The organism is Spirosoma sp. KNUC1025 (assembly GCF_045160025.1).
Classification (GTDB): Bacteria; Bacteroidota; Bacteroidia; order Cytophagales; family Spirosomataceae; genus Spirosoma.
This window is the reverse complement of record NZ_CP087139.1, coordinates 2,651,883-2,673,049: the sequence shown is the minus strand read 5'-3', so window position 1 is coordinate 2,673,049 and position 21,167 is coordinate 2,651,883. Positions and strand designations below refer to the sequence as shown.

Genomic DNA, 21,167 nt, shown 5'->3' with positions numbered 1-21,167 from the left:
AGCAGGTACCAGCCGTTTTCTGGCCTTTGCTTACTCAACGAACTTATTTTTATGCGCCTGATTGTCCTTTGCTTCGCCATAAGTTTATACGGCTCCGTTTGTTATGGGCAGGCCGATTCCTCAAAAACAACCCAGCAGCCGACCGAAAAACAGCTTGCCATACCAGGCGTCGACACACCCGTTTCCGGCGGGGGGTTAACAGCACAAACGCCGGAGAATCCGGTAGTTACACCTAAAAATGGCGACAAAAAACGAAAAACACAGCCGCCCAGTGATCCCCGGGCGTTTGGCGTTTCGGTACCCATTGGCAAAACCAAAAAAGATACACTACGACCATAAGTGTGATACGACAGCGGCTTGACTCCGAAACACTTTCACCCAGAATAATAGAGAAAACGGGATTTGAACTGTTGCACTAAGGCATTAAGGTTCTGTTTGAATAGTAGGTGATAAGACTCCCACACTATCAGACCATTACGTGTTTGTATTTCTTCTGTGGGTATTGTCCAGAAGTAATTATCATACACATAATCCGAAAAGACGCTTATTGGCTTTCCCCTGTAAATATCAATCATTTGCTTATCCTCGCTCTGGTAAGCATAATCGCTTATCAAGTGAAGTACGTTAAGGACTTCCCAACACTCTTCCCGAGTATCCTCTGCGAGGTTGCCAAACCGATCCGAATCGATCATTGACAGCACATGGTTCAGGTCGTAGGTGTAGCTCGATGATGGCTGTAGTTCCAGACAGGCTTCTGCCCAGTCGTGCATATTTGGGCGATCAAAAGCTATTGTTGACGGGATAACAATATAACGTAATGCGTCAAACATATCAGCGAAAAGCATTACGTAATTAGCTGCATCTACCAACAGCTTATCATTTTTGTCGCTTGCGTCTTCTCCCCAAATTGCATATAGTTCATTACCTTCGTCTTTGATGGTAATGAAATACTTGCTGTATGACCTGGAGATAGCATCAAAAACAGTGGTGAATTCCACAATGGCTATAGTTCAATTTGTGGGTTTGTCGGGCACGGGAGCGGAAGCATGGAATTCCTGATAAATCCGATGCATATAACCATCCAGCAGACTCAGAATTTTATCCCGGCTTTCGGAGCAAACAATCAGCCCTACGTGATATTCGCGATGGATACGCCACGTAATTTCCGGCTCCGAAAATATCGACATATCTGGCCATTGCTGGCGGGCCAGTGATACAATCAGGCCAGCATACCTGGCTTCATCAACGGGCGGAACGTAATGCTCTTTACGCGCCATTGCGACTTCCAGTTTTGCCCATTCACGCCAGAGGTTTACACCCGATGCCGCTTCTACCATCTCGGCAATATGTGCCCCCCAACCCGTGACGCTGTTTCCAGAAAATAAAGTTCGCCATCGTGGTCGCCCCGAATGAATTCGGAATGAGAAGCACTGGACCGCATGCCGAACGCACTCAGCACTTCGTCATTTATCTGATGCAGGGCTGCCGTTTCGGGCGTATGTAGCGGTAACGTAGCGGTGCGGAACACGCCCCCACCATGTGCAACTTCCATTGGTGTCGCCAGGTATTGACTCACTCGCGTAAAAACAGCTTTTCCATCAACTGACAGCGCATCGACGTGATACACTTTCCCAGGCTTGAACTCCTCAATCAGATAATGATGCCGATTGTCGCCCAGCAAATGAATCGCCGACCAGGCTTCTTCCAGCGAATGGACTTTACGGATACCCGTTGCTGATGCTTCTGAACGCGGTTTGATGAGCCAGGGGGCTTCTGTCGTTTGCAGGAATGCTGTGATGGTTTCGTCGTGGAAGAGGGAGCTAAACGCCGGTACGCGAATACCTGCCGAAGCTGCCCGCATACGCATGGCCAGTTTATCCCGAAAATAACGGGAGGTCGTCTGCCCCATGCCATCAATTCGAAACGTTTCGCGGATAAGTGCTCCTTTTTCAACATCAAAATCGTCCAGCGCCACAACACGATCAATACGGCGGGAACGCATCATGTGTGCTAGTCCCAGTATCATCTGTTCCAGGTCTTTGGGTGCATTGCTTGGCGACGGCATAAAAAAGAACTCGTCTATAGATTCGCGCGGCCAGGCTTCATTTTCCAGCTTCTGATCGGTCAGGAGATAGACCGTATTACCTAATTCTTTGCAGGTGCGCATAAACTCATGCCCTTTGAAGAACGTAGCAATGCACAAAAAAGACAACTGGCTCATAGTAAAGTAGTTTGTTGTGGGAAGTTTGGACTTATCAGTATTCTGGCAAAAAAGATACGGCCAAAAGATTAAACAACGAATTTTTCTAAGGCTGTTTTAGCGAAACATATCCGTAATACACCTTGAGCTGAACGTAAAAAACCCGGTTTTTGCCGGGTTATGTTGATCACGTTACGTTCGGTAAATGCCTTACTTTGTGGCTACAAAGCTAATTTTTGCGGTCAGAAACGGATAATCGCTGGCGAATATGGTGTTGTTGTTCCAATTCCCAACTTTAGCTGTGCCATCATACAGGTCGATATTGTCGCCCGCCTGCTGAAGAGTAATGGTTTTAGAATCAGAAATCGCCTGTCCACCCGCAGTACTAGTTATCGAATAGGCGGCTGTAATCTGTACCTGATCCAGCGCACTTCCAGCACGTACTACGTTGACAGAAGCCGCTGTTGGGGCAGCAGGAAGATTGTTCGGCAGATTACCAATAGCGGTTACTTTGTAGCTACCCACCAGTTTATCTGCCAGGTCAGGCGGAGCCGGGTCCGATTTTTTACAACTGACCACACTGACACAGGCAATCGTGAAAATGCTTACTATCAGCGATTTATAAATAGCTTTCATTACTGACATCTGTTTGGGAAAACAAGTTTATGTGTTGTTTAGATCAACAAAGAGCACCGTCCCCCGAACGACAGAAAACAGCGCCCGAAACGTTACTGCTCATTCTGTTCTATTTCCGGAAGCAATGCCCGAAGGTAGGCGATCAGCAGGCGAATCCCAAACCCGGTCGCGTTCTTCTGCGTACCGAATTCAGTGTCGGCGAAGGCCATTCCGGCAATATCCAGATGGGCCCAGGCCGGGTGTTTTTCGGTAAATACTTCCAGAAATTTGGCAGCGCTGATGGCTCCGGCCACAGGTTTACCGCTGAAATTTTTCAGGTCCGCTACGTCCGATTTAATGTCTTCCCGGTAAACGTCCCAGATGGGTAGCCGCCATAATCGTTCGCCCGTCTGGTCAGCAGCTTTAACGAGCTGGCTGGCTAGTTCATCGTTTTCTGTGAATAATCCGGCAGCATGATACCCCAGTGCCGCAATCACGTTCCCTGTTAGTGTGGCCAGATCGATTAGTATATCAGGCTGGAAATTGCGAACCATATAGCCTAATCCATCGGCCAGAATTACGCGTCCTTCAGCGTCAGTATCAATGATTTCGATGGTTTTGCCGATATACGACGTAATAACATCGCCAGGTTTGGTAGAGCGGCCATCTACCACATTTTCGGTTGCCGGAACGATGCCAACCAAATGAATCGGCAGGTTCAGTTTTGCAGCTACTTCCACCGTACCGAGCACAGCCGCAGCGCCACCCATATCGCTTTTCATCAAGTGCATGTTCGTTGACGGTTTGATCGAAACGCCACCCGTGTCGAACGTAACGCCTTTTCCAACTAAACCGACTTTTGGCAGATTTGCAGCACTTTCGGGTTTGTACTCGCTAATAATCAGGACGGGCGGTACGTCGCTCCCCTGGCTCACGCTCAGTAAGGCACCCAGCTTCTGACGCTCCAGTTCACCTTTGTCAAGAATTTTTACATCATAGCCGTACTGCTTCCCCGACGTAACGGCCCAATCGGCCAGCGTCAGCGGGTTTTTGTAGTTAGCCGGTGCATTCATTAAATCCAGTATCTGCCGTTGCGTTTGTGCAATGGCTTCAGCGCGAACAAGAGCTTCCTGCGCTACGGCCAGTTGGCCACTGTCGACACATAGTGTCAACTGACCTTCCTCCGAAAAGAAAGCGGGGACTTCGGGTTTGTTTGTCTGGTAAAGCTTCAGGTCGTACCCACCCCAGCGAACACCTAGTACAACGGCTTCGGTAACTTCCCCCCAAACGCAGTCAGATCAATACCGACCTGCGTAGCTAATCTATTTTTTTGCTCAAAAAACAGTTTTCGAAATGCTCGCACCCAATCCATTTCCTCCGGATGGGCGCCCATCCCAAGCAGATACGTCTTTTGACCAGTAGTATTATACAAAGGCAGTACCTCTTTTGTATCTGCCTTAAAATCACGTACTAGCGCCGTCGCAGCCAAATTCAGTCGCTGAGCAAGGTCCGTGAGCTGATCAGCCAACGTATCAGTCTGTAAAATTGGAATGATCAGATCGCCATCGGGGCTTTCCTGTGTTGTTAAGGTAATGTGCATAGAATCAATTTTTTACGGTATTTGATGTTCCGCCAAGGTACCGTTACTTAATAAAACAACCACTCGACGGCTTTCGGGAACTCCTGGCTCCAGTGAACTTCCTGATGAAGACCAGTTGGATCGACCGACAAATGTATATCAATTGGGTTACCGCCATACCGTTGACGTACCAGAGCATCGTTGAATCGCTGAATACTAGGCACCATATAGCTTGATTCTTTCTCTCCACCGTACGCATACACCTTCATCGGCACAGCGGCCTGAAAGCGAATGGCATCGAAATAAATTTTAGGAGAAATCCAGAGTGAGGGCGAAAACACCATCAGACGTCCGAATACATCCGGATGCATCAGCCCGGCATAAATACTGATAAGTCCGCCCAGCGAGCTACCGCCAATACCCGTATGAGCGGCATCGGGCATGGTTCGAAAACGCTGATCGATAAGGGGTTTCAGCATATAACTGATAAAATTCAGGTAGTACTGGCCTTTGCCACTTCCGGCTCGGGTACGGTGAAGCGTAAACTCCTGAATTCGGTCTTCGCCCGCGTGATCAATCGATACCAGAATAACCTCATGGTGATTTCGAGCGGCAAGCAGAGCCATTTTCTGGTCAATTTCCCAACTGCCATAGCCTACGCCCCCACCAAACAGATTTTGTCCATCGTGCAGGTACAGAACCGGGTAGCGCTTATCCGTCTGCTCATAATCGTGCGGAAGCAGTACATGGACCCGGCGCGGCCGATCAATTTTGGGCACGTTGAATGAATCACCTACCAGTTCAATTTTGGGTAATAATTCGGGATTGTACGGCATGCCAAACCATCGCCAGTGTGGTACGTATTCCCGCTTTACGTCCACCGTTCGCAACACCGTTCGATTAGGCACACTTTCACCCCAGGCATTCAGTTCAACATGGTCCCAACCGCCACGCGTATACTTGTATTCCAGTTTTTTAGGAAGTGAACTGCCGCTGGGAAATTCATATACGTACTCACCCGGCCCAACGGGATGCATGCGGAAAATCTCTAAATCGGGTAGCCAGTCGCAGAAATTACCCGATATAAATACAGGGCGATCATCGTTTGGGGAGGTGCTTAATTCAAGGCGTAAGACTGAAGACATATGTACAGAATCTGATACCAGGGGGAGTTGGTTCAGATTGAGCCTAAAAAATCAGTACGTGGTACGCTAAAAGTGGCTTAGGTTAACTGCCATTGCTCGGCTAATCCTTTCACCAGCGTCACCAGTTGGTTGTAGCAGGCTGGTTTGACCAGAAATTGATTAGCACCCAGCGCCAAACTCCGCTGACGATCTGTATTGTCGGAGGAGGTTGTCATCATCACCACAGGCAAATGCGCAAAAGCAGACGTTTTTCGGAGTAGGGCAAGTGTCTCAAACCCGTTTTGGCGGGCCATGTTAATGTCCATCAGGATGAGCCGGGGCAGCTCTTCACAATTCGCCAGTTCGGGCAGGAGCTGATCACCATCGGTTAGTGTCAACACAGCAACCGACTTTTCTGTATTCGCAAAAGCCGATTGGATAAAGACGCGGTCATCTTCATCATCATCAATTACCCAGACCGAAGGTTTAGTGTGTGTCATAAACCCAGTGGAAAAGCGGAAAGCCATGACGAGCACTCTATTAATGTGAAACGTAAATCGCTACGCTTACTCACCGACTGCTTACGGTGTATTACCTGAAAATCCAGACTGGCACTAACTTAATTGTCTAAAGGGAGGTATTCACGCTTGATGAAACCTGAATGGATGTGGAAGCAGCGGGAAGAATCAAAAATAAGTATTTGTTACCGTATTTACCAATTTTCAGCAGTTTAATTAACAGTTATTTAACTTTTTTTTGAACGTTTCCCAGAGTCGGTTCTATTTCTACTACGCTGTGACTCAGGTAGTGGATAAGGACGGATCGTCCATGTTTATGGCCAGTTAATTTATACCGCTAGAACAGTTTTTGATTATATATTTTAAAATCAGATAGTTACCAAAAGTAATGTAAATTATTTTTAATATCTTTTTATAATTAATCTAAATAGCAATTACTTTTGAGACCGATATAAGAATCTAACACGGTACTCATGTTTAAGCTATCCTTAATTTCCCGATTTGCTCCTCTTCTCGTATTAATAGTTAGTCTCTCATCCTGTAATAAAGAAGATAACCCAACTACAGTCAATCCACAGCTGCGTAAGTCAGTTGATTATACTAAACTGACCGACACGACTACGTATGCAAATTTCTTTGTTGATGATGCGGGTGCCAAAACCGTTGATCTGACTACAGGCAGCACCCGCCTTTCTATGTTTCGGGCCATCAATACGTATAATGGTACGGCTGTTGGAACAGGCGCTACGCTGGATGCAACGGTCCTGAAAAATATGTTCTCAAATACAGCCAGTCCGTTTTCGGGTACGGCCAATACGGCGCTGAACACATCGGGTGTTCAACTGCGCAGCGTAACGGCCTCCTCACTAGCAGCGGCAGATGCCGAAAAGGAACGGACAACCATTGAAGCAGCATTCCCGGCAATCGCTACGGCCAGTAAATCGGTGTCGGCTACAGCCTCGGAAGGAAAAGCAGGTAAACTTGGTACGTACCTGGTAGATGATAAAGGCATTGAGTGGGGTCAGATCATCCAGAAATCACTCATTGGTGCTTTCCAGGTAGATTACATTGCCAATGTACTGCTGAGCGACAAGAATCTTGCCCTGAATAATACAACACTGGTTTCGGGTAAGAAATACACGCAGCTGGAACAGAACTGGGATGAAATCTATGGTATTCTTACCGCTAATCCGGTTTATGGCAGCAAAGCAACCACGACCTCATCGGGCGAAAGCTTTATCGGTTCGTACCTGTGGGAGTACAATAAAAATGACTTCCCGAAAATTCATAAAGCGCTCCTGACGGGCCGGGCGGCTATCGTCAATAATGATGCCGCTACCTTAAAAACGCAGGCAACGTTTATCCGGTCGGCGATGGAAAAAGCGATTGCAGGGGCTGCGCTTGGGTATCTGGGCAAATGGAAAACCGCCGGAACAAACACAGCGGCAGCCGCTCATGCTATGGGTGAAGGATTAGGTTTTATTTACAGCCTTCGGTATGCCAAGCTGAACAATGCGGATGCCGCTTTTTCGGATGGTATTCTGACCAACCTGGTTTACTCAGCGCCAAATGGATTCTGGGGCCTGACCAACGCAAAAATCGACGCGGCCAGCAGCGCCATCCAGTCAAAATTTAAACTATAACACGTAAATAAATTCAGTTCGATAGGTTCTGTGGATTCTATTGTGCGCCTTCGTCAAACGAATCTACAGAACCTTACTAACCAGAGCAATACGCTACGTGTTGCTCTTTCCCATTTACAACATGATACGATTCGGTTGGAAACAGATCGGTTTTACCTGCGCCTTCCTGGGCGCTTTATGGGCTTGTGGGGGTGGTAGTACGGATGACCCGACGCCAACTCCGCCAACCGACCAGGCAAGCAGCGATCGCAAAGTGATGCTCACGAATATTGCCGACAATATAATTTTGCCCAGCTACGCGAATTTCAAGACGAAATTTGATGGGATGCTGGCAAAAGCGGATGCGTTTGCGGCAAAACCAGATAAAGCGGCACTCACTGAATTTCGGCAAGCCTGGGTCGATGCGTATACCGAGTGGCAAAAAGTTGAACTATTCGACGTAGGTCCGGCTGAGCAACATACGCTCCGCAATTTCTTTAATATTTATCCGGCTGATGTGGCCGGGATTGAAACTTACGTAGCGGCTGGTACCGGCTCGCTTGAGGTTCCTCTCTCCTACCCTAAACAAGGCTTTCCGGCGCTGGATTATCTGCTGAATGGACTCGGCGCTAACGACGACGCGATTTTAGCCAGCTACACAACAGCTGCGGATGCCGCCAAACGGATCGCTTACCTGAAACGGATTACGACGCAAATGAACACCGTGTTTACGGCTGTTTATACCGAATGGACCACGGGCGGTTACCGGGATACGTTTGTCAACTGTACGGCGCTGAATGCAGGCTGCTCGACCTCAAAACTGGTCAACGGCTTTGTGCTTAACTATGAGCGCTACATTCGGTCGGGTAAATTCGGGATTCCATCAGGAGCCATGACCAACGGAACGATAGCCCCCGAAAAAGTAGAAGGTTACTACAAAAAAGACCTTTCGCTCACACTGGCCAAAACGGCCCATCAGGCTACAATTGATTTTTTCAACGGCAAAAGCATAAAAACAGGACAGGAAGGCCCCAGCCTGAAAACCTATCTCACGTCACTGGGTGCCAAAGACAGCAGCACCGGAACAGCGCTGGTAGATATCATCAACAGTCAGTTTACGTCTACCAATCAGCAGCTCAATACGCTAAAACCTAATCTGGCCGACGAGACCAGAACCAATACGGCCGCGGTAGTTGAGGTATACACGCGAATGCAGAAAGCCGTTCGGATGCTCAAAGTAGATATGACGACGGCTATGAGTATTTCCATTACGTACACCGATAACGATGGCGACTAAGCGACGGCAGTTGGTGTACGATGTACGGCAGATTGATCAGTTAGCTGTATATCGTGCACCGAATACCGTAACCCTGTATTCACCCATGCGAACCTATCTTCGCAAAACAACCTCAGCCGCTCCACTGGCTGTTTTCAGAATCGCGTTCGGACTAATGCTCTTTGGGAGCATTGTCCGTTTCTGGAGTAAAGGGTGGATAGAGGAGCTATACATAAAACCGCACTATTTCTTTTCGTTCTACGGATTCGGGTTTGTGCGGCCGCTGGGGTCATACACGTACCTTCTTTTTGCGATTTGTGGGATATCGGCTCTGTTTGTTGCCATTGGCCTGCTCTACCGGGCGGCCATTGTTAGTCTGTTTCTGAGCTTTACGTACATCGAACTCATTGATAAGAGCACGTATCTGAACCATTACTATTTCGTGAGTATGGTTTGCCTGCTGCTGATCGTTTTACCCGCCCATCGCTACGTTTCGGTTGACGCCCATCAGGGGCGTGTGTTGCCCGCCGACCGGATACCGGCCTGGTGTCTCGACGCACTCAAAGTATTTGTTGGTCTGCTTTACGTTTATGCAGGATTAGCCAAACTGAACAGCGACTGGCTGTTTGACGCCCTTCCGTTACGTATCTGGCTACCCGCTCATAACGATTTGCCGGTTGTGGGCTTTTTGTTCAATTATGCCTGGGTGCCGTACGTATTTAGCTGGTTTGGTTGTTTGTATGACCTTAGCATTCCCTTTCTGCTCTGGAACCGCTCTACACGCCCCTGGGCATATGCTGCCGTAGTAGTCTTTCATGGATTAACAGCGCTGCTTTTTCCGATTGGCATGTTTCCCTACATCATGATCGTAACGGCGTTGATTTTCTTTTCAACTGGCTTCCACGAGCGAATTATTCGTCGATTAGGAAACTTTTTCTCATTTTCGAACCAGTTTCTGCGGCCAAATCGAACGTATACGTATCGTCCGATTTCAAGACGTATCGTTGTCGGATTACTCGTCGTCTTCCTGCTTTTTCAGATCGTTTTTCCGTTTCGGTATCTGCTTTATCCCGGCGAACTATTTTGGACCGAGCAAGGCTATCGTTTCTCCTGGCGGGTAATGCTGATGGAGAAGGCAGGTTATGCACAGTTTACCGTAAAAGACAGTGCGGGGCATCGCGTCATCGTCAACAACACCGATTTTCTAACGCCCTTACAGGAAAAAATGATGTCGACACAGCCGGATATGCTGTTGCAGTATGCCCATCTGCTGCGCGATTATTATTCACAACATGGTTTTCGGGCGCCCCAGGTGTACGTGGATTCATACGTAGCGCTCAATGGCCGGATGGGGCGCCCGCTGATTGACCCGAACACCAATCTGGCCAATGAACAGGATTCATTTCGACATAAACCCTGGATTACATCCTTCAATGATACGATTTACGGTTTTTAATTTCTTGACTAATCGTAGTTGTAATCGTGATGTTAGGTTCTTAAACCTGACATCACGATTACAACTACGCTCACACTCAGCGGTTTTAAGAAACCACGTGGTGTTGGGTTTGAGAACCCGACACCACGTGCTGAACAGTTATTTTATTCAGGTACGTACCAGTTTCTTATTAGTTCTGCTGATTATCGCTACACCCGCCCTCGCCCAATACCAGCTTTCGGGAGTTGTGCAGGCGCGGCACGACAGTTCGGCCATTAAAGGGTGTACAATCTACCTGAACGACGGAAAACGGACAGCCACAACCGATAGCCTGGGACAGTTTCTTTTTGCGGACCTGCCAAATGGCACTTACGTATTGCATACCAGCAGTCCCGACTTCAAAACGACAAAACTATCTGCCTCCATTACCGGGCGTAATCAACATATAATTATCCAGTTGTTCAGTCGGCTCGAAACGCTGAACGAAGTGACCGTAACCGATAAACAATCGGATTTCGGCTTTACCCGGATGCGGGGCGTTGAGAGCATGGGTATATATGAAGGTAAAAAATCGGAAGTCATCATCCCGGAGCAGTTGGTGGCCAACCTGTCAACGAATAATGCCCGACAGATTTACGCCCGCGTAGCCGGTTTGAATATCTGGGAAAATGAAGGGGCTGGATTGCAGCTCAGTGTTGGCGGACGTGGCCTTGATCCGAACCGGAGTTCAAATTTCAACGTGCGCCAGAACGGATACGACATCAGCGCTGACGCACTGGGCTACCCGGAAAGCTATTACACTCCCCCAATCGAGGCTGTTGGGCGGATTCAGATTGTGCGGGGTGCCGCTTCGCTTCAGTATGGTACTCAGTTTGGCGGATTGCTCAATTTTGTGATGAAAAAACCCGTTACGGATCGCAAATTTGAACTGACCGCCCGGCAAACCATCGGGTCTTTTGGGTTCTATAACGCCTTCACCAGCGCCAGTGGCACCGTCGGGAAAGTAAGTTACTATACGTTTTTTCAATACAAAAAAGGCGACGGCTGGCGGCCTAATTCGCACTTTACCAACTACACTGCTTTCGCTGATATTGATTACCATTTTTCAGAAAAAACAACGCTGGGCTTCGACATTACGCAGATGGGCTACCTGGCTCAGCAACCGGGCGGATTAACCGATGCGATGTTCCGCGAAAACCCAAGGCAAAGCAATCGGGAACGTAACTGGTTCAAGGTAAACTGGACAATGCCCGCTCTCCATTTCGATCATAAGATCAACGCTACCAACGAAATTAACATCCGGGTTTTCGGCTTATATGCCTATCGCTATTCGCTGGGTTTCCGGCCGAACCGGGTAGCCAGCATTGACGACAACAGCGAACGTGACCTAATCAAAGGCGACTTTCAGAATTATGGTGCCGAGGCCCGGTATCTGAAGCGGTATTCTGTGGCTCAGAAACAGGCGGTTCTGCTGGTTGGCGGTCGTTATTATCATGGCTATAATCATAGCATTCAGGGGCTGGGCAGCACGGGTAAAGATGCCAATTTCAACTTTATCGACAACGAGCAGGCAATCTCCTCCGATTATCAATTTCCTAACCGCAACGTATCCCTGTTTGCTGAGAATATCCTTTACGTGGGCGATAAGCTATCCATTACGCCCGGTGTTCGTTTTGAGTACATTCACACAACTGCCGAAGGGTTTTACGGCACCATCACGCGCGATCTGGCGGGAAATATTATCAATGCTACGCGTACCAACGAAACCCGGAACAATGGTCGGCAATTTGTGCTGGGTGGCCTGGGGATTAGTTACAAGCCAACTCCTCAGCTCGACATTTACGGCAATATGTCGCAGAACTATCGCTCCATTACGTTTAGCGATATGCGGATTGCCAACCCTTCGATGGTAATCGATCCGAATCTACAGGACGAAAAAGGCTATTCGCTTGACTTGGGTATACGTAGCACACAAACCACGCTGTATAATTTCGACATCAGCGCTTTTTACCTTAACTACAACAACCGCATCGGCGAAGTACAATTCTACGATCAGAACGACCGCGTTCTCCGACGCCGGGGCAACATAGGTCAGGCGGTTATTATGGGACTGGAATCGTATGCCGAAGCTGATTTGCTACGTCTGGCTAACCCGCTCAACGAAACTTTAAGCGGAGTTATTTTTGCCAACGTAGCGTTCATTCATTCTACCTACAAAGCGAGTGAGGTAGCTGGCGTGGTGGGCAATCAGGTGGAGTTTGTTCCCAATGTCAACCTGAAAAGTGGTGTTCGCCTGGGATACAAAAACCTGAAAGCCTCTTTCCAGTACACGTACCTTTCTGACCAGTTTTCTGACGCTACTAACGCCCGGGATGGTGGCGTATCGGCTGTTATTGGCTTGATTCCGGCTTACTCCATTATGGATGCCAGCGTGTCGTACCAGTTTAGCCGGTTCCGTCTGGAAGGTAGCCTGAATAACCTGGCCAATCGTGCTTATTTCACGCGCAGGGCTACGGGCTATCCAGGTCCAGGCATTCTACCCTCCGACGGGCGTAGTGTTTACCTGACGCTGCAAGTGAAACTGTGAACCATTACGCCGGTATTTATTGAATAGCTCTTTCGAGGTGTAAATCGGCGGTTGATCGCTGGTAGAGCTTGGCAGAAAAATGAGCTGAATATTCCGCTGCCGGGCCGACGTACCGAAATTCTGGATGGTTGTAATCACATCGCTGTCGATGTAAGAAGAACTTCTGCCATCGATTTCTACAATTGAATTGTCCGGCACACTTTTCAGCAGTTTTACCAGCTTCGCCTTGCTCAGAAACGATACGTAATCGCCCAGGCTCACGTGAATCCGCGTAATTTCCCGGTCCTGTTCCATTCGTACACGGTGGGTATTCTGGTAATGATCGCGCAGGATGAAGAAAATACCCGTGACCATGCCAATACCAATACCCGTAAGCAGGTCTGTCAATAAAATAGCCAGAATAGTAACGACGAACGGAATGAACTTGGATGTCCCTTCCGAAAACACTGCCTTGAATATTTCGATTCGGGCTAATTTGTAGCCAGTCACCAGCAGGATAGCGGCTAAACTCGCCCACGGAATTTTATTCAGCAAAGCAGGTAAAGTCACAACACATACCAGCAATAACGTACCGTGAATCAGCGCAGCCAGTTTGGTACGGGCTCCGGCATTGATACTGACTGAGCTTCTGACAATAACCGACGTCAGCGGAATGCCACCCAGCAGACCGCTAACGATATTGCCAATACCTTGTGCTTTCAACTCATGATTAGCCGGTGTTTTACGTTTTAGCGGATCGAGTTCATCCGAAGCTTCGATGGCTAAAAGTGCTTCCAGACTGGCCACAAGTGCAATGGCTACTGCCGATGTATAAACCAATGGATTACTCCACTGCGAAAAATCGGGGAGGGTAAACAACTGAAAAAATGCCTGTGCATTATCAGGAACCGGCAATTGTACCAGGTGATTGCCGCGTAGCGCCCATGGCGGCAGAAGCGTCCGGACAAGTTCATTGATACAAATGCCCAGCACTACAACCACCAACGCAGCCGGTACGTTTCGGACGAAGGCATACTGACGAAAACGAGGTTGCTCCCACAGGTAAAATATGCCTAACGACAACAAAGCGATCAGAATCGCTACGCCACTAAACTGACTTAACGCCATGTGAAGCTGCTCAATAATATTGAACCCGCCCGGCTGAAAAAGAGCAAACCCTTCAGCCGCATCGGCGTCGTAGCCAACCAAGTGAGGCAACTGCTTTACAATCAAAATAATACCAATCCCGGCCAGCATACCTCTGATAACCGACGAAGGAAAGAAATTGCTCACCATACCCGCTCGGGCAAATCCCAGCCCGATCTGAATCAGACCAGCAATGCAGGTGGCCAGCAAAAAAGCCGGAAACGAACCCAGCGACTGGATGGCGCCTAACGTAACAACAATTAACCCGGCTTCCGGCCCCGAAATACTGAGCGCCGACCGACTGGCAATACCAACCACCAAACCACCGACAATACCGGCAATAATCCCGGCAAAAAGGGGCGCTCCTGAAGCCAGAGCAATGCCCAGACAGAGGGGCACAGCCACCAGAAACGAAATCGAACCTCCGCGAATGTCGCCCTGAAGGTTGCTGAAATCTATAGAAAGTGGAAAAGTTTGCTTCGTTTTCATATCAAGTTGGTTGCACTATTAGTGCCCACCGCAGTAGGTTATATCACACAATCTGAGGGCGTTCGATCTACGTGTAATACAACCTACCAGCGACAGGTCTTTTCTTCAGTGAGAGCTTGAGTTATATACCAGGGTTACAACGCGCTGGTTGGCGATGATTTCGGGCCGCTATTCGACTGGCTGGTCGAAATTTTGGGGACCGTTACGGCCTCAATTTCCTGTATGCGCTGTTTGAGCTGGACAGCAGCTCTGTGGAGTGAATCAGCCCGCTGACTTTCCGCTTCGTATTGAGATCGATACCAGGTTTCGTCCTGACGTACCTGACGGTTATCGATGTACAGATTAAAAGCAATACAACCGAAAATGAGTCCCCAAACGGTTATCCAGTTGATCAGTCCACTATTTTTCCCAGCAGATTTGTTGTTGTCCATACTTCAAAAAGGTTTAAAGTATCCACTCTGACATTTAGGCAACAAAGTTCCGAAAATCAATAACAGCGTTAATTAAGGACCTGTTAGAAGGCTATAAGAGATCCATTAGAAGTTGATTAGAAATCAATTAGAGTCGCTTTGGTAAGCGTACTGTGAAGGTTGTACCGACACCTACCTGAGAGTCTACCTGAATCTGACCCCGGTGCAGTTCGATGATTCGATACGTTAATGGCAAGCCCACGCCATGCCCGTGAATACGCTTGACGTTTTGTGCCCGAAAAAACGGTTCGTAAATGCTTTTGATATCGGCTTCTTCAATCCCGACGCCTTCATCTTTGAAGGTAATGGTGGCCCAGCGATCGTTAGCGCCAAGGGTCACTTCTATTTTTTTGTCCTCCGAAAATTTGCATCCGTTTTCCATCAGGTTGAAAAAGGCCGAATACAGCAGCGATTTATTTCCTTCAATAGTCAGTGAGTGCTGGTTTTTTTCCAGCTCCCCTTCGAATGAGAAAATGACGTTGTAATCAAGCTGGTGATTCATCAGCATCTGAGCCGCCTGGTAAATCACCTCATCAATGGCGACCTCACTGAATTTCAGCGGTGTGGCGCCTAAACTGACCAGCGTTAGGTCGAGCAAGTTGTTGGTCAGTTTGTTCATCCGCTGAATCACTTCCAGCGCGGCCTTCCATTTGGCCTCATGCTCTTCAACAGTACGTCGCTTGAGCAGCGTCACTTCTATTTGACCCGTAATGATCGTTAGCGGAGTTCGTAATTCATGTGAGGCATTGGCCACAAAATTTCGCTGTACTTCAAAGCCTTCCTGCAAGCGATTGAGCATCAGGTTGAATGTATGCGCCAGCTGAGCAACTTCGTCCTGATCGTTTCCAGCCGTCACCCGCTGATTCAGATTCAGGGTTGTGATCTGGTCAACCTGCCGCACTACGTCGGAAATAGGCCGTAACGAACGCCCGGCGTATGCCCATCCCACAGCACCCACCAATGCCAGGCTGCACACCAGCCCGACAGCCATAATTGTGCCGAGATGCCCGATTTCCTCAATTCCGTACTGGTCGTAAGCGGAGGCCACAAGCACATACTCCTGATTTTTGTGTGGGTAAATAAACCCAATAACCTCCGCGTGCTTCTGCCGAAAAAACACTTCCCTTTTTGCCCGGATTGTCGTCAGAACTTCAGGTTTCACAATCGAACTGTCGCGCGTTGAATACACCATCCGGTTCAGCTGATCGTAAACGTTGATCTGTTCTTCGGGGAGCGCCGTCAGGTTGTTGCGTTCGATTATTTTGAACAGTCGAGCATCAATTTCGTCCTCATCCAGCAGAAGTCGGGCTGTGGTTTTTGCCTTGTCGCTCAGGCGCAGGTAAAAATCCCGCTGGCGGAAATACTTGGCGGTTGCATACACAACAAGCGAAAACAGCAGCAGAATTGCCGCTACCACCATCACGAAAATAAATGAAAGCCGAGCACGTATCTTCATGAGTTAGTCGTCGGAAGCCTGCATGATGTAGCCGATACCGCTGATGGTATGAATCAGCTTCTGCGGGAAATCTTTATCAATCTTTTTGCGCAGGTAATTGACGTACACATCCACAACGTTGGTACCCGTATCGAAATTCAGGTCCCACACCTGCTCCATGATCTCGTTGCGGGTAAGCGCCCGATTCTGATTTTTCAGAAAAAACTCAAGCAGAGCCAGCTCGCGGGCGGTCAGCAGAATTTTATGGTTATCCCGCTTCACGGCTTTACTTTGTTGATTAAACTCAAGATCGGCAATTTTCAGTACGTTAGCTTCCAGGGGCGCACCGGCGTTACGTCGGTTGAGCGCCCGCAATCGAGCAACCAGCTCCCGAAATTCGAAGGGTTTTACCAGATAATCGTCGGCCCCGGCCTCGAAACCATCAACCTTATTGTCGGTACTACCAAAAGCGGTTAGCATCAGGATTGGCAGGGCACCAAACTTATTACGTATCATACGGCATAAGTCATACCCATTAATGACCGGAAGATTTACGTCCAGAATAACCGTATCGTATTCATGTTCAGCCAGTTGACGCTGGGCTTCCATCGCATTGCCCGCCGTATCGGCGACAAAGTCATATTCCTCTAAACCACTTTTTATGAGCGCAGCAACCTCCCATTCGTCTTCAACAATCAAAACTCGCATAGTGTCTTCTGATAGCGGCTTACACAACAGTAGCGAAATTAGATAAGCTTATCGAAATCACCCTTATCGTACGTTAATCTGTTTTTAATCTCTCAGTAAAAACCAGTATTCACGTGTATTGTTAGCCCTGAACCTGTTTAAACTTCCTAAAAATGGCTTTTATCGAATGGCGTTTTTGTCATTCCGACGCCAGGAGGAATCTCAAGCTTGACTATATGCGACGTTGAGATTCCTCCTGGCGTCGGAATGACAAAATATAACCAATATTTGACAGAAAAGAAATACTCCAAATAGGCGCTTTAATACGATCATCTATTGATTATCAAGCCCGTCTATAAATCCGTCAGAAGTTGCACCACAATCACAGGAGGCTGCTTATCCGATGTCTGTTCGTAGGCAACCAGCGTGCCCCGCGCTGTCACAAGAGCCGCCGGGTACGTAGCATCGACGGCTTCGGGAGTGATATACTTTGTGGCACTGCTCAGTTTACCGTCAAACGTGCGCATACCAACCCGCTGTACAAAAGACCCGATCTCGCCCGTTCCATCTTTCGAAATGGCTTCATCCCAAACCCAAATGAGCCGCTTACCGTCAGATACGATTTGCGGGTGTTTTGCCCGGTTTGACCACACTCCCGCAACGAGTTTATCAGCGCCCAAGCGAGCCAGCCGAACACCAACTGCATTCTCTTTGCCCGAAAACCAGGTCATCAGTATTTCATTACCTACCTGAGCGACAACCGGCCCCGCATGTGGGCAGGCGTTTACCTGCCAGTTATCGGCAAAGACAACGTTCGGTTTGCTAAAGGTTTTACCGCCATCAGTCGATACGGCCGTGCTGATGTCACGGGCAGAAGGCTCCCCCGATTTGGCAGCTACTAAGTCGCGATACGTTATGTGGATCTGTTTCTGAGTATCCACAAATACGTTTGTCCGGCAGCATTGGCAGGCATTGTCATCGACCAGAACGGCCGTACCAAACCCTTTTCCTTTTGTTGTCTGCGCAAACACAACGGGCCGCCCTTCCAGACCAGGCAATTTTTCATCGAGCCAGACGGCCCCGATTTCGCCGTTCGGTAAACGGACCAGATCGCTATACGAATGACTTTTTCCGGGCGATACGTCCTGATGCACGGGTTTGGGTTCGGTCCAGGTCTGTCCCCTATCGGTAGACAGGGTATACAGCAAATCCGCGGCAAAGCGCGATTCGGGCGTTGGCCGCGGCACTTCAAAAACAGCTACTACGGTTCCGTCCGTTTTTACAGCTAGTTTGGGCATTCCTTCGGCGTGGGCAGATATACCCGCAGGCGTCTTTACACGTATTTTTTCGCCAAAGGTTTGACCAGCATCTTTCGATAAGGCGAAGTAGAAAGCGGCTTCGTTGTCGCCGGTTTTCTCGGCCCAGCTAATCAACGGATTTCCTGCTTCGTCGGTGGTCAGACGCGGAACAGTGCCAGCAAACTGCGGGTTTGACATGCGTGTTACGGGCTCCGGCTTTTCGACTGTAAACCCAAGGATTATCAATAGAATAAGAAGATTTTTCATGATTTATTTTCCTGAAAAAGTGTACTGAATACCAAAAACAAAGGTGCGCGGAGCCGCCGGGTTGTAGGTAGTTCGATCCGTTGTATTATTGCCTCGGGTAGCGTTTGTGGCAAACAGGGCGTTGGTTACGTTCAATACATTTGAAAAGACCTCAACACCTTTCCACTGGTAGCCAACCCGCACATTGGCCACATCATAGCCACCATACCGAACGGAGTTGATCTGATTCTGATACCAGCCCGCTAGGTGCTGCCACTCGGCCGACGTCCGGAAGTTTTTGAACCAGGCGGGATAATAGCTGATTTCGGTGTTCCAGAGCGCACGCGGAGCCGATGGCATATCCCTGCCGTTTACGTTCTGCACCGCATCGGAAGCGCGCTGGCTGAGCGTAAATTCCACAAACTGATGCACAGCGTACGTTCCGCCAAAGCGAAAAAACACCTGTTTCGATGGCCGATACGTAACGCCAAGTTCAATACCCCGATGCAGCGTCCGGCCCGCCGATTGGTAATCAAATGAATTGTCGGGCAAACGGATATTGAGCAGTTCGTTGGTCCCGTTCATCTGATAAATTGCTCCGTCGAGGTAAATTTTATTGTGCAGCAGCGAAGCCCATCCGCCCACTTCCAGATTATCGAACCGGGCGGGCTGAAGGTTGTAGTAAAATAAATCGCCCGCTGGCGTGAGGGTAGTCCGTTTGAGAAAAATCGACGTGAGTGCCGGTGGCGAAAACCCTTTCGAATAATTGGCATACAGGCCTTTACCATTTCCCAAGTCATACGTAGCACCAATCTTAGGTGTTGCCTGGCTGTACGTTTTTCCGCCGGAATTCCTGTCCAGCGCATTGGTATAATCGAACGCCATGCGGTCGTAACGAACGCCAGCCGATATACGTAGTTTGGGCAAAGGCTCAAGATCATATTGAACATAAGACGCTACGTTATGAATGTCGGCCTGGTAATTAGCCAGCAGAATGTCAGGGCGCTCCCGCAGCTGTGTATATTTCAGAACGGATTTTTTATCGGGTCTCAATTCAGCCGCCAATTCTGTCTGGTAGGCATAATACGTGTTGGGCGAAAGGTCGAGTGTGGCACCAACCATGAGTTTGCTATTCAGCAAACGAAAGCGTTGCGTATGCTGGGCAATAAACCCATAACTCCGAAAATCGTTGCTGTTGATCTGCCCCGTAGCGGTTGATGAACCGCTCGCCCAGCGAATTGAATAGGTCGGGTTCTGACCAACGCTGTTGTTGCGCAAAAACGCTGTAACGAAGGTTTGTGATCCGTTTTTCCAATCGTGCTCAAGGGTCAGTCGGGAACGTAACGAGAACGTTTTGCGGTAGGTAAAATCGGTGGTGCTGACGTATTGCCGGGCAAAAAATGCTGTACTATCGACGTTGCCGCTGGTTTGCGAATCATAGTTATTGTACGAAAACGTTCCGGTCAGTCGTGTTCGGGACGTAACGGCATACTCGAGCCGGGCGAAATAGGAAGATTTATCATAATCCGAACTGGCTAGCCACGAATCGCGCTGCTTCGACACAAACCCACCCAGATAAATGCCAAACTTCCCCTGTCGGGCACCCGCCCCAAACTGAAGACGCTGATAACCCCACTGGTCGGCCTGAATGCCCACACGGGCGGTGGGTACGGCCGTTGGTCGCTGAGTAATAAAATTCACGGCCCCACCCACAGCTTCCGGCCCAAAAATGGACGAAACCGGCCCTTTGACCACCTCAATGGAACTGACCGTGAACTGATTCATTTCCAGCAGGGCGTTGTGATTGAAAACGCCCATCGGTCGAATGGGAACACCATCTTCCATATACAGGAAATAGGCGTTGGTGGTCATGGGTTGCCGAATCGCCATCATATGCTGTTCATTCCCCAGATTGACCATCAGTATCCCCGGTGTTTTGTTGATCACTTCATAAATGCCCGTTGGCTTCGTTTCTTCGATAAGTTTAGGGGACAGTTTATAAATGGCGATGGGCGTTTCAGTGCGTAAAGCCGCTTCGCGATTTCCCGTAACGACCACCGTTTGCAGATCTTCAACGGCTGGTTCAAGAGCGATTTGTAGAGCCTGGCCTGGCGTCAGACGAACCTCCTGCCGGTGGTAGCCCACGGCCGAAACGATAATGGTTGCAGCATCAGCTGTCAGCGAGAAATGACCCTCTCTGTCGGTTACCGTACCGAGTTTCCGGTCGGTCGATACAATGGCTACCCCCGGAATCGGTTCTTTGGTCTGGGCATCAAAAACAAGCCCCTGTTTTACCGTCTGTGCTGACGTACAAACGGCAGTAATGGCCCATAACCAGGCGGCTATGAGAACGATATATGTTTTCACAAAAGTTTTAGTTTAGATCGACGATAAGCCCCAGACCATAGTCCAGTGCCATAAACATAGCGTTGCGCCAGACTTTAGTCCGGTAGCGGCAACG

Annotated in this window: 15 protein-coding genes and 2 pseudogenes; 5 read left to right on the top strand and 12 right to left on the bottom strand. The window is 48.9% G+C overall.

Features of this window, described 5'->3' with window-relative positions; genetic code table 11:
- Positions 1-51: 51 nt before the first annotated feature.
- Positions 52-339, top strand: a complete 288-nt coding sequence (locus LN737_RS11580) for a hypothetical protein (protein WP_405518978.1) — start codon at positions 52-54, stop codon at positions 337-339.
- 35 nt (positions 340-374) lie between these two features.
- Here the strand turns inward: LN737_RS11580 and LN737_RS11575 are convergent, their stop codons facing one another.
- The 6 genes and pseudogenes from LN737_RS11575 to LN737_RS11550 all read right to left on the bottom strand — a co-directional run bounded on the left by LN737_RS11575 (position 375) and on the right by LN737_RS11550 (position 6,018).
- Positions 375-998 carry a hypothetical protein gene (locus LN737_RS11575; RefSeq protein WP_405518976.1) on the bottom strand — a complete coding sequence of 208 codons (624 nt, stop codon included), beginning with the start codon at positions 996-998 and terminating at the stop codon, positions 375-377.
- Positions 999-1,010: 12 nt separating this feature from the next.
- Positions 1,011-2,221 (bottom strand): annotated as a pseudogene (locus LN737_RS11570) (acetyl-CoA carboxylase biotin carboxylase subunit family protein).
- A gap of 189 nt (positions 2,222-2,410) precedes the next feature.
- Positions 2,411-2,836, bottom strand: coding sequence for a hypothetical protein (locus LN737_RS11565; protein ID WP_405518974.1), 426 nt, complete (start codon positions 2,834-2,836; stop codon positions 2,411-2,413).
- Positions 2,837-2,928: 92 nt separating this feature from the next.
- Positions 2,929-4,415 (bottom strand): annotated as a pseudogene (locus LN737_RS11560) (leucyl aminopeptidase family protein).
- A gap of 47 nt (positions 4,416-4,462) precedes the next feature.
- A complete protein-coding gene (locus LN737_RS11555; protein ID WP_405518972.1) occupies positions 4,463-5,539 on the bottom strand; it encodes an alpha/beta hydrolase in 1,077 nt (358 codons plus the stop codon).
- A 77-nt stretch (positions 5,540-5,616) separates the two neighbouring features.
- Positions 5,617-6,018 (bottom strand): response regulator, encoded by a 402-nt coding sequence (locus tag LN737_RS11550; protein WP_405518970.1) that lies wholly within the window; start codon positions 6,016-6,018, stop codon positions 5,617-5,619.
- Positions 6,019-6,509: 491 nt separating this feature from the next.
- Here LN737_RS11550 and LN737_RS11545 point away from each other — a divergent pair, with 491 nt between their 5' ends.
- The 4 genes from LN737_RS11545 (at position 6,510) to LN737_RS11530 (ending at position 12,956) form a co-directional block, all read left to right on the top strand.
- The gene (locus tag LN737_RS11545) at positions 6,510-7,679 is read left to right on the top strand and encodes a DUF4856 domain-containing protein (protein WP_405518968.1); all 1,170 of its coding nucleotides are present in this window, start codon (positions 6,510-6,512) and stop codon (positions 7,677-7,679) included.
- A 121-nt stretch (positions 7,680-7,800) separates the two neighbouring features.
- Positions 7,801-8,955 carry an imelysin family protein gene (locus LN737_RS11540; RefSeq protein ID WP_405518966.1) on the top strand — a complete coding sequence of 385 codons (1,155 nt, stop codon included), beginning with the start codon at positions 7,801-7,803 and terminating at the stop codon, positions 8,953-8,955.
- Between the two features lie 85 nt (positions 8,956-9,040).
- A complete protein-coding gene (locus LN737_RS11535; RefSeq protein WP_405520378.1) occupies positions 9,041-10,390 on the top strand; it encodes an HTTM domain-containing protein in 1,350 nt (449 codons plus the stop codon).
- A gap of 145 nt (positions 10,391-10,535) precedes the next feature.
- Positions 10,536-12,956 carry a TonB-dependent receptor domain-containing protein gene (locus LN737_RS11530; RefSeq protein ID WP_405520376.1) on the top strand — a complete coding sequence of 807 codons (2,421 nt, stop codon included), beginning with the start codon at positions 10,536-10,538 and terminating at the stop codon, positions 12,954-12,956.
- On the opposite strand, the gene LN737_RS11525 is transcribed toward LN737_RS11530, so the two are convergent.
- The 6 genes from LN737_RS11525 to LN737_RS11500 form a co-directional block, all read right to left on the bottom strand.
- Positions 12,906-14,570 (bottom strand): SulP family inorganic anion transporter, encoded by a 1,665-nt coding sequence (locus LN737_RS11525; RefSeq protein ID WP_405518964.1) that lies wholly within the window; start codon positions 14,568-14,570, stop codon positions 12,906-12,908. The two genes, LN737_RS11530 and LN737_RS11525, sit on opposite strands and share 51 nt — an antisense overlap.
- A 134-nt stretch (positions 14,571-14,704) precedes the next feature.
- Positions 14,705-15,001: a hypothetical protein gene (locus tag LN737_RS11520; protein ID WP_405518962.1), complete on the bottom strand. Its 297-nt coding sequence runs from the start codon at positions 14,999-15,001 to the stop codon at positions 14,705-14,707.
- A 127-nt stretch (positions 15,002-15,128) separates the two neighbouring features.
- Complete coding sequence (locus LN737_RS11515) at positions 15,129-16,496, bottom strand: HAMP domain-containing sensor histidine kinase (protein WP_405518960.1); 1,368 nt, start codon at positions 16,494-16,496, stop codon at positions 15,129-15,131.
- A 3-nt stretch (positions 16,497-16,499) separates the two neighbouring features.
- On the bottom strand, positions 16,500-17,183 hold the full coding sequence (locus tag LN737_RS11510; RefSeq protein WP_405518958.1) for a response regulator transcription factor: 684 nt from the start codon (positions 17,181-17,183) through the stop codon (positions 16,500-16,502).
- A gap of 332 nt (positions 17,184-17,515) precedes the next feature.
- Positions 17,516-18,727, bottom strand: a complete 1,212-nt coding sequence (locus tag LN737_RS11505; RefSeq protein WP_405518956.1) for a sialidase family protein — start codon at positions 18,725-18,727, stop codon at positions 17,516-17,518.
- Positions 18,728-18,730: 3 nt separating this feature from the next.
- Positions 18,731-21,073 carry a TonB-dependent receptor gene (locus LN737_RS11500; protein ID WP_405518954.1) on the bottom strand — a complete coding sequence of 781 codons (2,343 nt, stop codon included), beginning with the start codon at positions 21,071-21,073 and terminating at the stop codon, positions 18,731-18,733.
- Positions 21,074-21,167: the final 94 nt, after the last annotated feature.

Coding starts and splice junctions, on each gene's coding strand:
- LN737_RS11565 (WP_405518974.1), bottom strand. CDS start 2,836: ATGAAAGCTATTTATAAATCGCTGATAGTAAGCATTTTCACGATTGCC.
- LN737_RS11580 (WP_405518978.1), top strand. CDS start 52: ATGCGCCTGATTGTCCTTTGCTTCGCCATAAGTTTATACGGCTCCGTT.
- LN737_RS11535 (WP_405520378.1), top strand. CDS start 9,041: ATGCGAACCTATCTTCGCAAAACAACCTCAGCCGCTCCACTGGCTGTT.
- LN737_RS11550 (WP_405518970.1), bottom strand. CDS start 6,018: ATGACACACACTAAACCTTCGGTCTGGGTAATTGATGATGATGAAGAT.
- LN737_RS11505 (WP_405518956.1), bottom strand. CDS start 18,727: ATGAAAAATCTTCTTATTCTATTGATAATCCTTGGGTTTACAGTCGAA.
- LN737_RS11520 (WP_405518962.1), bottom strand. CDS start 15,001: ATGGACAACAACAAATCTGCTGGGAAAAATAGTGGACTGATCAACTGG.
- LN737_RS11515 (WP_405518960.1), bottom strand. CDS start 16,496: ATGAAGATACGTGCTCGGCTTTCATTTATTTTCGTGATGGTGGTAGCG.
- LN737_RS11525 (WP_405518964.1), bottom strand. CDS start 14,570: ATGAAAACGAAGCAAACTTTTCCACTTTCTATAGATTTCAGCAACCTT.
- LN737_RS11540 (WP_405518966.1), top strand. CDS start 7,801: ATGATACGATTCGGTTGGAAACAGATCGGTTTTACCTGCGCCTTCCTG.
- LN737_RS11510 (WP_405518958.1), bottom strand. CDS start 17,183: ATGCGAGTTTTGATTGTTGAAGACGAATGGGAGGTTGCTGCGCTCATA.
- LN737_RS11555 (WP_405518972.1), bottom strand. CDS start 5,539: ATGTCTTCAGTCTTACGCCTTGAATTAAGCACCTCCCCAAACGATGAT.
- LN737_RS11545 (WP_405518968.1), top strand. CDS start 6,510: ATGTTTAAGCTATCCTTAATTTCCCGATTTGCTCCTCTTCTCGTATTA.